The organism is Halotalea alkalilenta (assembly GCF_001648175.1).
GTDB lineage: Bacteria > Pseudomonadota > Gammaproteobacteria > Pseudomonadales > Halomonadaceae > Halotalea > Halotalea alkalilenta_A.
Map to the genome: position 1 here is coordinate 3,176,229 of NZ_CP015243.1, position 14,428 is coordinate 3,190,656.

Below are 14,428 nucleotides of genomic sequence, written 5' to 3' on the forward strand. Positions count from 1 at the left end.
TTGTCTCCATCAAGGGCGCCACCACGTGGCGCCGGATCGATCAGGATTGAAGGAACTCGACCAGCCGCCGGTCGAATTCGTCGCTCGCGGTGACGCTGCAGGCGTGGCCGCCGTAGTCGAGACACTCGAAGCGCCCCTGCGGCATCAGTTCGGCGAGGCGCCGGGAAGCGGTCCACGGCACCAGCACGTCGTCGCGAGCGGTGATCACCAGCGTCGGCGTCTCGATCTCTGCGATCCAGCCACGTGCGTCGAACCCCGCCAGCGCCTCGATCCGCTTGAGTACGTTGCCGGCGCCGGGAAAATGGGCCAGCTGACTGGCCTGCTCGCGATCGACCCGCTCGGCGTTGGCCGAGAGCCAGTCGGCCGGGAACAGGAAGATCGGCTGCGCGGCCAGGTAGGCCCTGGCACCAACCTTGGTGAGCAGCGCGATACGCGCATCGAAGCAGCGCCGGCTGTGGCTGTCCAGGCTCACCCAGCCGCCCGCCACCACCAGCCGCCTGACCAGCGCCGGGCGCTTACGCGCGAGCCACAGCCCGACCAGCCCGCCAAAGGCGTGACCGACGAAGTCGAACCGCTCCAGACCGAGCGATTCGGCGAGTTCGATCAGCTCCTCGGCCATGTTCTCGACGCTATAGCCTTCAGGCAGCACCGCAGCGCTCTGGCCGGTGCCGAGCTGGTCGTAGAGCAAGACCCGGAAGCGAGCACCGAGCGCCTCGACCTGCGGATGCCAGTAGGCGCCGGCACCGCCGAGACCGGCCGACATCACCACCACCGGCGCCTCGGGGTCCCGACTGCCGAGCCATTCGTAGTGGAGCATCAGGCCCCGCTCCCGGCGGTGCCGATATGGGCGATGGTAGCGATCTCGACCAGTGCATCGGGCTTCACCAAGCCGCACTGGATGCAAAAACGCGCCGGCTTGTCGCCGGGAAAATACTCGGCGTAGACCTGGTTGATCGCCGCGTAATGGGCCCAGTCGGTGATGAAGATCGAATTGAAGGTGACGTCCGCCATGTTGCCGCCGGCGGTTTCGATCACGGTCTTGATCGTCTCGAGCACATGGCGCGTCTGAGCCGCTGGGTCACCGACGTGAACCACATTGTTGTCTGCGTCGAACGGCAGGGTACCGGAGACATAGACCACGCCATCGGCCAGCGTGCCCGGGACGAAGGGAGCGATCGGCGTAGTGGTACCAGGAGGAATGACGACCTGCTTGGGCATGGGGGCGACTCCGTTTTCAGCGCTTTGAGTGGGTTCTGATCAAGCCTGCTGGGTTTCCAGCCGCGGCGAAGTGACGAGGGCGTTGCAGAAGGTCTCGACGTTGGAGACCCAGCCGAAGAACGTCTCGACGTTATAGACCGCGGCCTCATGGGCGGCGCGCGGGCCCGCCTGGTGAGCGGCATCCTCGAGCAGTACGCCGAAGTACTCGAGGAAGTAGCCGTCGCGCAGGGTCGATTCGACGCAGACGTTGGTGGCGATTCCGGTAAACACCAGGGTGCGGATGCCTCGCGAGCGCAGCGTGCTGTCCAGCGGGGTGTTGAAGAACCCGCTGTAGCGCGGTTTGTGCATCACGATGTCGCCGGGCTCGGGCTTGAGCGCCTCGACCAGCTCGAAGTCCCAATCGCCCTTGGAGAGCAGCTTCTGCGGCATCCCGGGGTTGGCGCGCATGGTCTTGAGCGCATTGGATTTGTGCCAGTTCGGCGAACCGGGGCCACCGGCTTCGACGTAGTCAGGGTCCCAGCCGTTCTGGAAATAGATCACCGTGATTCCCGCGGCGCGGGCGGCGGCTACCGACTGCTTGATCTTCTCGATCACCGGCCCCGTGTGGCTGACGTCGAAGCCGGCGAGGTCGAGATAGCCGCCCGGGGTGGCGTAGGCGTTTTGCATGTCGACCACGATCAGCGCCGTGCTCGCCGGGTCGAACACCAGCGGCTCGGGACGGGCGGCGAGCGTGAGCCCACGGCCGGCGGGGATGAACTCGGGACGAACGACTCCGCTCATTGTGCGGCCTCCTCGATCGGCGCCTCGGCCCGCGCGGCAGCGACGGCGCTCTGGCGACAGCGCATCAGCGGTTGGATCCGCTGGCCGAAGGTCTCCACCCCTTCGATGAAATCATCGAAGGTCAGCAGTACCCCTTCGACCCCCGGCATCTCGCTGATCTCGTCGAGCATCCGCGCCACATGCTCGTAGGAGCCGATCAGCGTGCCCATGTTGATGTTGACCGCGGAGGTCGGGTCGCTCATCTGGCGTACGTTGGTGTCGCCACCTGAACGGGTATCCTTGCTGGCCTGGTCGGTGAGCCAGGCGAGCGCCTCCTCGTCGGCCCCCTCCTTGTAGTATTCCCACTTGGCCCGCGCCTCGTCGTCGGTCTCGGCGCTGATCACCATGAACAGCGCGAAGCTCTTCACCTCGCGTCCGGCCGCTTCGGCGGCGGCGTGCATGCGCTCGGCGGCGGGAGCGAAGGCGGTCGGCGTATTGATGCCCTTGCCGAAACAGAAGTTGAAATCGGCGTGACGGGCGGAAAAAGCCATTCCCGCATCGCTCTGCCCGGCGCAGATCAGCTTCATGTCCTCACGCGGGCGCGGGCTCAGCCGGCAATCGTCCATCTCGAAGAACTCGCCCTTGAAGTCGCTTTTGCCATCGCGGCAGAGCTCCTTGAGCACCTGGACGTACTCGTCGAGATAGGCGTAGCGCTTGGAGAAGTACTCATCGCCCGGCCACAGCCCCATCTGCGAGTACTCGGGCTTCTGCCAGCCGGTGACCAGGTTGAGGCCGAAACGGCCATTGGAGATCGAATCGATCGTCGCCGCCATCCGCGCGACGATCGCCGGCGGCATCACCAGGGTGGCGGCGGTGGCGTAGAGCTGGATCCGGGAGGTGACCGCGGCGAGCCCGGCCATCAGCGTGAACGATTCGAGATTGTGGTCCCAGAACTCGGTCTTGCCGCCGAATCCGCGCAGCTTGATCATCGACAGAGCGAAGTCCAGGCCGTGTTTTTCCGCGCGTTGCACCACTTCCCGGTTGAGCTCGAAGGTCGGCTTGTACTGGGGAGAGTTCTCGGAGATCAACCAGCCGTTGTTGCCGATCGGAATGAAGACACCAACTTTCATCCTGGACACCTCTCTCATCGATAGCGTTCCAATGTTGGGGGTGGCGCCATACGCGCCGTTCTCAGCCTAATTCGCTATCAAGCCCGATGCCAGAACGTTGATTGACTCGGCGAATCAATCTCCTGCGACCGCTTTCGTTTGACCCAAAGGTCAAAAACGAACCGTAAGGTCAAACGAATGCATCATCCTGGCGCAGCCGATGCACTCCAGGCGTGCAGCCCCCTCCGAGCCGGGCTCTGCTATGCTGAGCAACGCTTAGGGGGAACGCTTGGCGAGTCTTCGCGCGCGCTTGTTCGACGCTTCCCGACCATACCGACGTTCTCCAGTAGCGGACATCCAGGCCATGAACCAGCTTCCTTCCCTCCCCCAGCGCAGCGCTCGCCGCCGCCCGCGCGCCAGCGAACTGAAGCGCGCCGCTATCATCGACGCCGCGCTGGCGGAGTTCTCGCGCTACGGTCTCCATGGTGCCCGGGTCGAGACCATCGCCGAGCTGGCCGGCATCTCGAAGACCAACCTGCTCTACTACTTCTCTTCCAAGGAGATCCTCTACGTCGAGGTGCTCAAGCGGATCCTCGATCAGTGGCTGGCCCCGCTCAAGGCGCTGAGCGCCGAGCAGGAGCCGCTCGAAGCGATCGATGCCTATCTCAGCGCCAAGCTCGCCGCCGCCCGCGACCAGCCCGAGGCATCGCGGCTGTTCTGCCTGGAAATGATGCAGGGTGCGCCACTGATCGCGCCGGTACTCGATGGCGAGCTCAAACAGCTGGTCGATGAGAAGAGCGAGGTGATCGCGGGGTGGATCGAGCAAGGCCGGCTGGCGCCGGTCGACCCGCGTCAGCTGCTCTATCTGCTCTGGGCGGCGACCCAGCACTACGCAGACTTCGCGACGCAGGTCCGGGCGCTATCCGGCAGCGGGCTCGAAGACCCCGACTTCTTCGCCACGGCGCTTGCCACCCTGCGCCGTGCCGTGCTCGAAGGGCTGAAACCGCGCGACGGCTGAACTCAGGCCGGCATCCCTGCCGCTTCGAGCATTGCCCGAGCTTGGTCGCGAGCGCGTTCGAAGCTCGCGCCCTCGCCAAATCTGATCCCGAGCGCACGGTGCAGCGCGGCGGCGCGGGGAGAGAGGCCATTCGTACGTAGCCAAGCCGCACGAGCCTCGACACGCAGCCGGAACGCCTCCCGATCGACCTCGACGCTGCCGCCCAGGTTGTCGGCGCTGACGTTGAAGCGTCGCCGGCAGGCCTCGGTGAGCAACAGCTCCACCGCCTGAGGGGCGACCTCGGCGGCCTCGAAGGCTTGCTGCTGGTCTCGGTCGCGCCCGTCCGGCAGGTACCAGTAGCCGTAATCCTCGAGCATTCGTCGCTGCGGCCCCGCGATGCACCAGTGACTGATCTCATGCAGGGCGCTGGCGAAGAAACCGTGGGCGAAGATGATCCGATGGTACGGGTGCCCGGCGTCCCTCGGGCAGTAGAGCGGCTCGCTGCCGCCGCGAACCAGGCGCGTGGCGTAGGTGTCGGCGAAGATCGCATCGAACAGCGCGATCAGCGCCTCGAGCTGCTCATCTTCACTGCATTGGGAAATGGACAGGGTTGGGCTCATCCGCAAAGCATCCGTCAATGGCGCCCGCCTAGGCTCGGCCGAGCCACAGGCGAGAAATCCGAAGCGCCCCAAGGGCGCGCGATTCGGCGCGAATTATACCTTCCACCGCCCCCGTTTGACCGAACGGTTTGCTAGTGCGTATCAACACGCCCTAAAATCCCGCTCCCTTCGATCCGCCCCGGAGCTTCCCTTGGCGTCTCTTTCCCCCGCGCTGCCCCGCATCGATCGCATCCGCGCCAGTCGCTATCTGTGCCGGCTGGCGCTGCCGATCTGCGGTGCCCAGCTGGCGCAGATCGGGGTCAGCACCAGCGGCATCGTGATGGCAGGCCGTTCGAGCACCGTCGATCTCGCCGCAGTGTCGATCGGCGCGAGTCTCTGGGTACCGCTGATGCTGTTCATGAGCGGTACCATGATCGGGCTCACCGCGGTGGTCGCTCAGCTGCTTGGCGCAGGCCAGGTCGAGCGGATCCGCGTGCAGGTCCACCAGGCGGGCTGGATCGCGCTGGCGATGGGGTTGATCGCAGCCTGCGCGCTGTCCTGGCTGCCATCCGCGGTGTTCGCGCTGATGGACATACCAGCGGAGATCGCCACTGCCGCCGAGGCCTATCTGCTCGCCGTCGCCTTCGGCATGCCGGCGCTGGCCGGCTACCAGGCGCTGCGCGCCTATTCGGACGGTTTCAACCACACCCGTCCGGCGCTCTGGTTCAGCCTGCTCGGCCTCGCGGTTCATCTTCCCCTCGGGCTATGGCTGATCTTCGGCGGCGCCGGTGTACCGCCGCTGGGCGCGCTGGGCTGCGGCATCGCCACTGCGGTCTCGATGTGGGCGAGCCTGTTCGGCATGCTGGCCTACACCAAGCGCGCGCGAATCTACCAGCGGGTGGCGCTGTGGCGCGGATTGACCGCGCCCCAGCCGGCCCAGCTCTTCGCCCTGCTGCGCCTGGGGCTTCCGATCGGGGTGGCGATCTTCGCCGAGGTGACCATGTTCGCGGTGGTCGCGCTGCTGATCGCGACCTACGGCACCGTCGTGATCGCAGCCCACGAGGTGGCGCTCAATTTCACCTCGATCCTGTTCATGATGCCATTGGCGGTGGGCATGGCACTGACCATCCAGGTCGGCACCCGGCTCGGCGAGGGGCGCCCTGGGGCGGCGAGCCAGGAGGCCTGGAACGGGCTTTGGATCGCGCTGGCCGCGGCACTCGCCAATGCCTTGGTGGTGGTGCTGTTCGCACGCCAGGTAGCCGCGCTCTACTCCACCGAACCGGCGGTGATCGAACTGGCGGTGGAGCTTTTGTACCTGGCGGTGCTGTTCCAGGTCTCGGACGCACTGCAGATCGGCATCGCCGGTGCCCTGCGCGGTTACAAGGATACCCGCGCGGTGATGCTGATCACGCTGTTCGCCTACTGGGTCGCGGGCCTCGGCAGCGGCTTGGCGTTCGGCCGAGGCGTACCGGGGGTGTTCGACGGCCTCGGCGTCCATGGCTTCTGGATCGGCCTGATCGTCGGACTCTCCACCGCAGCGGCCTTGCTCGCCCTGCGCCTCAACTGGGTCTCTCGACGCCGTCTCGATGACCCGACCCCGCATCGGCCCACTCCAGCGCCCCCGCCTTCGACCTAGGCCGAGCAGCAGGCCCGCACGTATCGATGCGCGACGAGTTCGATCGCCCCTCTGTGCGAATCCCTTTGGGTATGCTAATAGTGAGTCGTCCGGTCGCCGGTGCAACCTTGGGCCGAGTGTCAAAGGCCCTTGGGTGCGGCGGCCGGAATTGCGTCGTGGCAAGCGTGCAGCGAGCCAGGAGTTCGGTCCGGCGAGCGGCGTTGGAGAGGTGATGCGAATCGCTGCGAGCGTGAGCCCGAAGGGGTAGCGCGCAAGCAAAGGCGGCGTGAACTTTTCCAACCCTTGCTTGGCTGATCGACCCGGCTGAAGGGCCTGTCGTCCCCGATGCGCCACCAGACCACAGTGGCAATCACGGGAAGCGCCTGGAACTCTAGGGCGGCATCGATCGGTCCGGGCGTTTCCCGATCGTCGACCGCGGTAGCGGTGTCGAATGGGCGAAGCCTCTACGATCGCGCGCCAAGAGCTTCCAGGTGGATGGGCCGGCACACCGTTCGACACACCGCCTAGGAGGGCCACCATGGGCATACCGCTCCCCCAAACCGCCAAGGTCATCGATTTCGAAAGCATGCGTGATCGCTTTCGCGCCAGACAGCGGATCATCCGCCTGGCGCCCGAGCACGACGGCCTGGAGATGATCTACCGACTAGCTTCGGACAGCGAATCACTCTATGGCATGCCCGTGCTCGCCTGGGCGCTCCAAGACGACGGCCAGATAGTCGGCATGGTGCCCTGGATGGACAAATTGACCCCTTGCCATACGCTCGATGATCCCGAGCACGGCAGCTTCGTCGGTTTTCGCGACCCCGAGACCCAGGAGCTACTCGAAGGCCCCCCTGAACACAAGATTCACGAGCTCGAACACGCCTCGCTCTACTTCGACTACGAGTCGACCGACGAGACCACCCTGATCCAGCATCTGCCCGACACCCAGGGCACCCATGCGCTGTGCCTCGATGATGAGGACCAGCCCTGGCTGCTCAAGCAGGTGCATGGCTGGAGACTCTATAGCGATGGCGCGATCGAGGCGCTGCTGCTCGATGAAAGCCAGCTGGTCGACACGCCAGTGCTGCCGGGCGACGACTGCCTGTATCCGGGCAGTAGTCGCCATGCGGCGCTCTACTTCTTCCAGCGCACCATCGCCAATCGGATCAAGCGCCAGGATCCCGATACCCTCGAGGCGCTGGCGATGATGGTCAACAGCGGCGACGACTGAAGTTGCGGTGCGGTAAACCAGCGGGCCCGGCGAATGCCGGGCCCGCTGCGTATATGGGCTGCGTATGACTGCGGACATAGAGAGCAGCGCGTGCTCAGGCAAGCCTCAGCAGGTATTCGAAATGCCCATCCTCTTCGCGCTGCTCGAGCAGCTGGTGGCCGAGAAAGGCGCAGAACTGCGGAATGTCGCGGGTAGTGGCGGGATCGGTGGCGATCACCCTGAGCAGCTTGCCGCTGCCTAGGTCACGCACCTTGTTGTGCATCAGCATGATCGGCTCCGGGCAGTAGAGCCCGGAGGTATCAAGCACATCGTCGGCCTCGAACGGCTCGCTCATCGAATCTCCTTGCGCTTCACGCAGATCGTTCACTGAAGATCGAACCGGCCATGCTTCAGCGCAGCTCGACAAACACCGTCACTTCTTCGCGGTCGTGGTACAGATGACGGCAGTGCAGCCGATAGTCGACCCCTGCGGAATCGAGCTGATCGCGCAGCCTGCCGAGACAGGCGTCGACCTCCTGCCAGCGGCGGTTCATCGGCAGCTTAAGGTTGAACACCGAGAAGCGGCACCAGCGCTGGGTCAACCAGCGGGACACCATCTCGATCACCCGCGACGGGCGATCAACGATATCGCACACCAGCCAGTCGAGCGTTCCCGGCGGCGACCACTTGAAGCCATCCTCGCGCAGGTGCTCGACCATGCCGGTGCGCATCAGCGCTTTGTCCATCGGGCCATTGTCGATCGCATAGACCTGCATGCCGCGCTGGACCAGCTGCCAGGTCCAGCCGCCGGGGGCGGCGCCGAGATCGGCGGCGGTGGAGCCGGGCGCCAGCGCCTCCTCCCAACGGCTGCGCGGCAGGAACTGATGCCACGCCTCCTCGAGCTTGAGCGTCGAGCGGCTCGGCGCGTGGGGAGGAAACTTGAGCCTCAGTATGCCTCCCGGGTGCTCGCTGCGATTGCCAGGGAAGCTCAGCCCCAGCTGGACCCTGTCGCCCGCGGTCCAGAACAGGTGCAAGCGACGGGCTCCGGCGCTTCGGCGCAGCGCCCCCCGCTTGCGGAACAGGCTCTCGAGCGGACGGGCCAGGGCTTTTCCCAGCCCGGCGAGCGCCTTGCCGTCGTTGGTGTCAGGGGCTTCGAACATCAGCGACTCGAAGCTCCAGCCGCTGGCCACTACCTGGGCGACGATCGGTGAGATCCTGTCGTCACGCGAAAGCGTCTCGAGCGGCGGCAACGCGACCAGCGACTGGCGGGCGAACACCGTCGCCTCGAGCGGCAGGCTGCGCTGCAGCGGATTGACCGGCGAGCCGTCGACGCTGACCGCACGCACATGGCCCGCCCCCGGCTCGGCGGCATAGCGTAGCGGCGCCTCGCCCAAGCGATCGGCAAGCTCGGCGGCAAGATCCGACTCGAAGCCGGGTCGGCAATAGAGCAGCCATTCACTGGCCACCAAGGGGGGAACTTGGTCTTGCATCGAAGGGACACTTGTGCAGCGAAAAGAAGCGGCGGTATCGATACCGCCATGTTCGAGCAAGGCAGTGTAGCCGATCGGCCGAGCTCCTCACAGCCAAGCGATCGGCCACCGCCCGGATGCAACGAGGCCCCGATGTCTCCATCGGGGCCTCGTACAGCGACTCGCGGCTATCGCGCCGCACCCGGCGCGAGGCCGGCCATCATCGCTGTCTCGACTACGCAGTCGATCTCGCTGCGCGGCTGACGCTTACTGCTCCTGCACCATGGCCTGGACGCGCTGAAGCAGTTCCGGATCCTGCTGGATGGCCTGGCCGATCTGGTTGAATTCCTCGACCTGGAGGCCGCTGTCCTGGACAGCCTGAACCATTTTTTCGTTGGCCTCTTCGCGAACCTGGCGGACCTGGTCCTCATCGCTGCCCGCGGACTGCAAGCGATCGGTATAGCTCTGCGAGATCGAGGCGATCTCCTGAGAAGCGGAAGCGAAGTCCTGCAGCTGCTGATCGCTGAAGTTCTGCTGTGCGGGAGCGGACTGGGCCGCGGCACCGCTCTGCGGGGCCGCCTCCTGGGCGAAGACCGCGGGAGCGGCGACTGCACCAGTGGTGAGCAGGGTTGCTGAGATGATGGCGGTGGTCCGTTTCATTACATCCTCCGGGAGTTTCACTTTAGCTGCTTGCCATGAGTACGACGGCAGTCGCGCACATGAGTTCCCCATTCACAGTGATTTTCCTCGTTTCTTTTGCGCGAAAATCCACACCGTGACGCCCTATCACTGCTGGTGACCCGAGTCCTTTTCAACCCCATAGCGAAAAAAAGACCCCGGAAACGTAACAGGGAGTTATCACCACCGACATGAGTCACTACTTCACCACCCGCCCTTACAAGGACTCACATTTCAGCTGTCGAAACTGACCAATCGTCCGCGCTCACGCGAGCCGGCCGCGAGTGATAAACTGCCGCCCGCCACCGCTCTCGTCCGACCTCGCGAAAGGAGACCTCCGCCATGACTCCCCATCTGCTTTCCGTCGATCAGCTCGATCGCGATGCGATCGATGAACTCTTTGCCATCGCCCAGCGGATGGAACCGATCGCCCGACGGCGCAAGATCTGCCGTGTACTCGAAGGGGCGGTACTGGGCAATCTGTTCTTCGAGGCCAGCACCCGCACTCGAATCAGTTTCAACGTCGCCTTCTGCCGCCTTGGCGGCTCGGTCTGCGACACCACCGGCTTCACCTTCTCGTCGATGGCCAAGGGCGAATCGCTGACCGATACCAGCCGGGTACTCGGCGGCTATTGCGACGCCCTGGTGATGCGCCACCCGGACCTCGGCTCGGTGGCCGAGTTCGCCAGCGCCGTCAACGTGCCGGTGATCAACGGCGGCGACGGTCCCGGTGAACACCCGAGCCAGGCGCTGCTCGATCTCTACACCATCGAGCGCGAGTTCGAGCGTGTCCAGCGACCGTTGGCCGGCGCGCACATCCTGATGACCGGCGATCTCAAGTACGGACGCACCGTGCACTCGCTGATCAAGCTGCTCTCGCTGCACGAGCCGATGCACATCACCCTGGTCGCACCGACCGGGCTCGAGATGCCGACCCCGCTGCTGGATCTGGTGGCCGATCGCGGTCATCGCCTCGAGCTTCGCGACAGCCTCGACGAGGTGTTCGAACCGATCGACGTGATCTACGCGACACGTATCCAGAAAGAACGCTTCACCGAAGAGATGATCGAGAGTTTCAAGGGCATCTCCGATGAGTTCATCGTCAATCGCGCCTTCCTCGATCGTCGCTGCACCCCCAGTACCATCGTCATGCATCCGCTGCCACGCGATGGACGGCCCGGTGCCAACGACCTCAGCACCGATCTCAACGGCGACCCGCGCCTGGCGATCTTCCGCCAGACCGACAATGGTATCCCGGTGCGGATGGCGATCTTCGCCAAGCTGATGGGAATCGAATCCGACTTCGACCGCGAGCTGCGCGATGTCGGCTGGCGGGTCCCCGAGGCCATCGGCGTGGACGACGCTCGGTTCTGACTCACAGGCCCGCCTGCCATGGCGGGTCTCCGTTTCCTCGGCCTTGAGAACCTTGCATGGAACTGGCCCTCGACTGGCAACTGATCCTACTGCTCGGCGGCGTCGCGCTGGTCGCCGGCTTCATCGACACACTCGCCGGCGGCGGCGGGCTGATCACCGTGCCCACGCTGATGCTCGTCCAGATACCACCGATCAACGCGATCGCCACCAACAAGCTGCAGGGCAGCTTCGGCACGCTGATCTCCACCCTGACCTTGTGGCGACGCGGGCACATCGATCCCGCCAAGCTCAAGCGCCCGTTCATCTGGTCGCTGGCGGGTTCGGCGATAGGCGCGGTGCTGGTGCAGTGGGTCGACGCCAGCGCCTTGGAGATCCTGGTGCCGGTGGTGCTCACGCTGATCGCACTCTACTTCCTGCTCGCCCCCGGCGCCGGCAGTATCGAGCGCAAGCCGCGCATCGGCGAGCGCCTGCATCGGCGACTGGTGATCCCGCTGATCGGCTTCTACGACGGCTTCTTCGGCCCTGGCACCGGCTCGTTCTTTTCACTCTCCGAAGTCGCCCTGCGCGGGCGTGACCTGGTCACCGCCACCGCCACCGCCAAGGCGCTCAACCTCGCCAGCAACCTGGCCTCGCTTGTGATCTTCATCCTCGGCGGCAAGGTGCTATGGCTGGTCGGCGCCGTCATGGTGGTCGGCCAGTTCGTCGGTGCCTACCTCGGTGCCCGCGCCGTGGTCTCCGGCGGCGCGCGGCTGATCCGCCCGGTGATCGTCCTGGTCTGCCTCGCCATGCTCGGCCGCTACGCCTGGCAGAACGGTCTGCTACCGCCCTGGTTCTAGGTCCTGTTGGCATCACTGCCATACTCAACGCAGCGAGTCGCTCTTGATCGGGCTGAGCGCTGCGACATCTCTCCTGGCCTATCCGCAAGGTCCCTATGGATAAGCGTGCGGTATCCAGACCAAAGCCAAAACAACCATGGTTAATTTATTTTATTTTGGTTTAAATGGGCTCTCTACAGTCAAATCATCATGCCAAGGAGCCTTTGAAGATGCCCACGCTCGACCACGCAATGAAGCACATGCTCGCCACCCAGCTGCCAATTCAATCGACCGTGTCCCGGGAGGGCCTACCCGACATCGGACCAAAGCGCTCGCTGCGGATATATGACGACCACACACTGATCTACAACGAGAATACGGGAGGGCAAACACTGGAGAATTTGCGCCATGGCTCGCGCATCGCGGTAGCCGTGATCGACCGGGCAGCGCTGGATGGCTATCGCTTCATCGGTCAGGCCGAAATATACGACAGCGGAGCGCCTTACGACCACGCGCTCGCTTTCGCTGCAATGGCAGGAATGAAAAAGCCCAAGTTCGCGGTGCTGATCCGTATCGAACAAATTCATACCCTGCGCTCGGGACCCGACGCGGGCAAGCTGCTCCAGGCCGGCTGAGCAGAACTAGCCCGATCGTACCTAACCTGAACGAGCGACATGGGGAGGCGTCATCCACAGTGAAAAGCCACGCCTCCCCTTTCCTCAGCTCTTTCCCCAACCCTATCAGCAGCGGATGCCCAAAAGACAAGCAGGCATGCGCCGAGCCACACCTTCACCCATCTCGGGTCTTGATCGCCCATGCCGAGCAGAACGAGGGATCCCCCTGACTCAAGCGGCCCATTCACGCGCGGTGCGCCAGACGCACATCGCGACGAAGTAGACCGAGGTCGCACCCCACCCCCATAGCGCCCAGCTGGCGTGCACCGGGCTCGACAGCACAAGCGAAGTGGCGCAGACGCACCAGAGCAGGGTGACGGCGATGTTGAGCGGCATGAACTGGCGCACCCGGAACGGGTGCAGGAACTTCATCCGGGTCAGGGTCAGCGCGGCGAGCACCACGATGATCGCGAAAGTAACGAAGGGCGGGAAGTCGAGGATGTAGAAGTAGGCAGCGATGATGTTCCAGGCGGCGGGAAAACCGACGAAGTAGTTATCCTGGCTCTTCATATTGACGTTGCAGAAGCAGAACATCGACGAGAGCAGGATGATCACCACCGAGAACAGCTCGAGATAGGCCGGCAGCGGCACGAAGTAGTAGATGAAGATCGCCGGGATGAACGCCCAGGTGAGGTAGTCGATCACCATGTCGAGGGTCGAGCCATCGAAATGCGGCAGCACTGTCTTGACCTCGTACTTCCTCGCCAGCGTACCATCCAGGCCGTCGACCATCATCGCGGCACCCAGCCACAGCAGGCAGGCAACCGGGTTGCCGTCGACCAGCGCGAGCAGCGCCATCATCCCCAGCACCACCCCGCTGGCGGTGATCGCATGCACGCTCCAGGCTTTCCAGATCGAGACGCGGGACCCGGTGTCGGGAGAAAGGGATTGAGTCACGTTCACTCCTGTGGAGGCGCCTTGCCCCCTTTGGTTTGGTCTGCGCGAGCGCGGCGAACGCTTGCACTGGGCGCGCACGCTACTACAGGTCGATGGCGAGAGGGAAATCCGATACCGGGCCACCATCATTGCAGACGTTGAAGATAGCCTACCCCACCGAGCTGGCGCATCTGCCTCTCCACCCATTGGATGCGCTGGGCCACGCGGGCGTTCGGTCGCAGCGGGTCCCATACCCTTGGCGCCGGCAGCACCGCCGCCAGCCGCGCGGCCTGCCCGGCGCCAAGCTCGGCGGCGCCGACCCCGAAGTAGTGCCTGGCCGCGGCTTCGGCACCGAACACTCCGACATCCCATTCAGCGAGGTTAAGGTAGACCTCGAGAATTCGCTGCTTCGGCCACAGGAACTCGATCAGCAGGGTGAACCAGACCTCGATCGCCTTGCGTGACCAGCTCGAGCTGCTCCAAAGCCACAGGTTCTTGGCGGTCTGCTGGCTTATCGTACTGGCGCCGCGCAGCGAGCCCCCGCTGCGCCAGGCGCTCAGCGCCTGCTGGATCTGCTGCTGGTCGAAACCATGATGAGCGGGAAACCGCTGGTCCTCGGCGGCGATCACCGCAAGCTTGAGCTGCGGGGAAATATCGGCGTAGTCGACCCAGCGATAATCGTAGCCCGGCGCGCGCCCCTCGCTGAGCGCCTGCAGTTCGCGCTCGATCATCACCGAAGATACCGGCACCGGCAGCCATCGAAAAAGCAGCACGGAAAGCACCGAGAGCATCACGAACCCAGCCGAGAGCCCTACGACCCAACGTCCCAGCCTTGCGACGAGGGAGGACGAGCGCGTACGGCGGATGGCTCTGGGCATCGAGTTCTCGGCAAGTCGAAGGGGCGGGAGGTGCGATTATAGCCGTTAGGCCCGGGAGTGTTCACGCTGAAGGCGCAATTCGAAACCCGCTCGCCCTAACCGCGCCTCCCCACTGGAAAACCGTTTCTCCCGAGGGGAGCGCGAAACGACACCG

Annotated in this window: 16 protein-coding genes; 6 read left to right on the top strand and 10 right to left on the bottom strand. The window is 64.6% G+C overall.

Annotated elements, in window-relative coordinates; translation table 11 throughout:
- Nucleotides 1–40 precede the first annotated feature (40 nt).
- Genes rutD through rutA form a run of 4 tightly spaced genes read right to left on the bottom strand, consistent with a single transcriptional unit; the run spans nucleotide 41 to nucleotide 3,107 of the window.
- Nucleotides 41–817, bottom strand: coding sequence for a pyrimidine utilization protein D (gene rutD, locus A5892_RS14200; RefSeq protein ID WP_064123351.1), 777 nt, complete (start codon nucleotides 815–817; stop codon nucleotides 41–43).
- Nucleotides 817–1,218 carry a pyrimidine utilization protein C gene (rutC, locus tag A5892_RS14205; protein WP_064123352.1) on the bottom strand — a complete coding sequence of 134 codons (402 nt, stop codon included), beginning with the start codon at nucleotides 1,216–1,218 and terminating at the stop codon, nucleotides 817–819. Before rutC ends, rutD begins: the two co-directional genes overlap by 1 nt.
- A gap of 39 nt (nucleotides 1,219–1,257) precedes the next feature.
- The gene (gene rutB, locus A5892_RS14210; protein ID WP_064123353.1) at nucleotides 1,258–1,998 is read right to left on the bottom strand and encodes a pyrimidine utilization protein B; all 741 of its coding nucleotides are present in this window, start codon (nucleotides 1,996–1,998) and stop codon (nucleotides 1,258–1,260) included.
- On the bottom strand, nucleotides 1,995–3,107 hold the full coding sequence (gene rutA / locus A5892_RS14215) for a pyrimidine utilization protein A (protein ID WP_064123354.1): 1,113 nt from the start codon (nucleotides 3,105–3,107) through the stop codon (nucleotides 1,995–1,997). Before rutA ends, rutB begins: the two co-directional genes overlap by 4 nt.
- A 343-nt stretch (nucleotides 3,108–3,450) precedes the next feature.
- On the opposite strand from rutA, the gene rutR reads away from it, so the two are divergent.
- Nucleotides 3,451–4,104, top strand: a complete 654-nt coding sequence (rutR, locus tag A5892_RS14220) for an HTH-type transcriptional regulator RutR (protein ID WP_064123355.1) — start codon at nucleotides 3,451–3,453, stop codon at nucleotides 4,102–4,104.
- Between the two features lie 2 nt (nucleotides 4,105–4,106).
- Here rutR and A5892_RS14225 read toward each other — a convergent pair whose 3' ends face one another.
- Entirely contained in the window at nucleotides 4,107–4,703 is a 597-nt protein-coding gene (locus tag A5892_RS14225) for an elongation factor P hydroxylase (RefSeq protein WP_064123356.1), read from the bottom strand.
- 190 nt (nucleotides 4,704–4,893) lie between these two features.
- On the opposite strand from A5892_RS14225, the gene A5892_RS14230 reads away from it, so the two are divergent.
- Both A5892_RS14230 and A5892_RS14235 read left to right on the top strand, forming a co-directional pair.
- Complete coding sequence (locus A5892_RS14230) at nucleotides 4,894–6,318, top strand: MATE family efflux transporter (RefSeq protein ID WP_223302675.1); 1,425 nt, start codon at nucleotides 4,894–4,896, stop codon at nucleotides 6,316–6,318.
- A 517-nt stretch (nucleotides 6,319–6,835) separates the two neighbouring features.
- Nucleotides 6,836–7,531 carry a hypothetical protein gene (locus A5892_RS14235; protein ID WP_064123357.1) on the top strand — a complete coding sequence of 232 codons (696 nt, stop codon included), beginning with the start codon at nucleotides 6,836–6,838 and terminating at the stop codon, nucleotides 7,529–7,531.
- Nucleotides 7,532–7,625: 94 nt separating this feature from the next.
- Here the strand turns inward: A5892_RS14235 and tusA are convergent, their stop codons facing one another.
- The 3 genes from tusA to A5892_RS14250 form a co-directional block, all read right to left on the bottom strand.
- Nucleotides 7,626–7,865 carry a sulfurtransferase TusA gene (gene tusA, locus A5892_RS14240; RefSeq protein ID WP_064123358.1) on the bottom strand — a complete coding sequence of 80 codons (240 nt, stop codon included), beginning with the start codon at nucleotides 7,863–7,865 and terminating at the stop codon, nucleotides 7,626–7,628.
- Between the two features lie 55 nt (nucleotides 7,866–7,920).
- The gene (rlmM, locus tag A5892_RS14245) at nucleotides 7,921–9,000 is read right to left on the bottom strand and encodes a 23S rRNA (cytidine(2498)-2'-O)-methyltransferase RlmM (protein ID WP_064124526.1); all 1,080 of its coding nucleotides are present in this window, start codon (nucleotides 8,998–9,000) and stop codon (nucleotides 7,921–7,923) included.
- A gap of 246 nt (nucleotides 9,001–9,246) precedes the next feature.
- On the bottom strand, nucleotides 9,247–9,639 hold the full coding sequence (locus A5892_RS14250) for a DUF4168 domain-containing protein (protein WP_064123359.1): 393 nt from the start codon (nucleotides 9,637–9,639) through the stop codon (nucleotides 9,247–9,249).
- Between the two features lie 360 nt (nucleotides 9,640–9,999).
- On the opposite strand from A5892_RS14250, the gene pyrB reads away from it, so the two are divergent.
- From pyrB to A5892_RS14265, 3 genes are all read left to right on the top strand, one after another.
- On the top strand, nucleotides 10,000–11,031 hold the full coding sequence (gene pyrB / locus A5892_RS14255; protein ID WP_064123360.1) for an aspartate carbamoyltransferase: 1,032 nt from the start codon (nucleotides 10,000–10,002) through the stop codon (nucleotides 11,029–11,031).
- A gap of 56 nt (nucleotides 11,032–11,087) precedes the next feature.
- Complete coding sequence (locus A5892_RS14260) at nucleotides 11,088–11,867, top strand: TSUP family transporter (RefSeq protein WP_064123361.1); 780 nt, start codon at nucleotides 11,088–11,090, stop codon at nucleotides 11,865–11,867.
- A 209-nt stretch (nucleotides 11,868–12,076) separates the two neighbouring features.
- A complete protein-coding gene (locus A5892_RS14265; RefSeq protein ID WP_064123362.1) occupies nucleotides 12,077–12,481 on the top strand; it encodes a pyridoxamine 5'-phosphate oxidase family protein in 405 nt (134 codons plus the stop codon).
- Nucleotides 12,482–12,691: 210 nt separating this feature from the next.
- Here the strand turns inward: A5892_RS14265 and pcsA are convergent, their stop codons facing one another.
- Both pcsA and mtgA read right to left on the bottom strand, forming a co-directional pair.
- The gene (gene pcsA / locus A5892_RS14270; protein WP_223302676.1) at nucleotides 12,692–13,417 is read right to left on the bottom strand and encodes a phosphatidylcholine synthase; all 726 of its coding nucleotides are present in this window, start codon (nucleotides 13,415–13,417) and stop codon (nucleotides 12,692–12,694) included.
- Nucleotides 13,418–13,542: 125 nt separating this feature from the next.
- Complete coding sequence (gene mtgA / locus A5892_RS14275; protein WP_064123364.1) at nucleotides 13,543–14,274, bottom strand: monofunctional biosynthetic peptidoglycan transglycosylase; 732 nt, start codon at nucleotides 14,272–14,274, stop codon at nucleotides 13,543–13,545.
- Nucleotides 14,275–14,428: the final 154 nt, after the last annotated feature.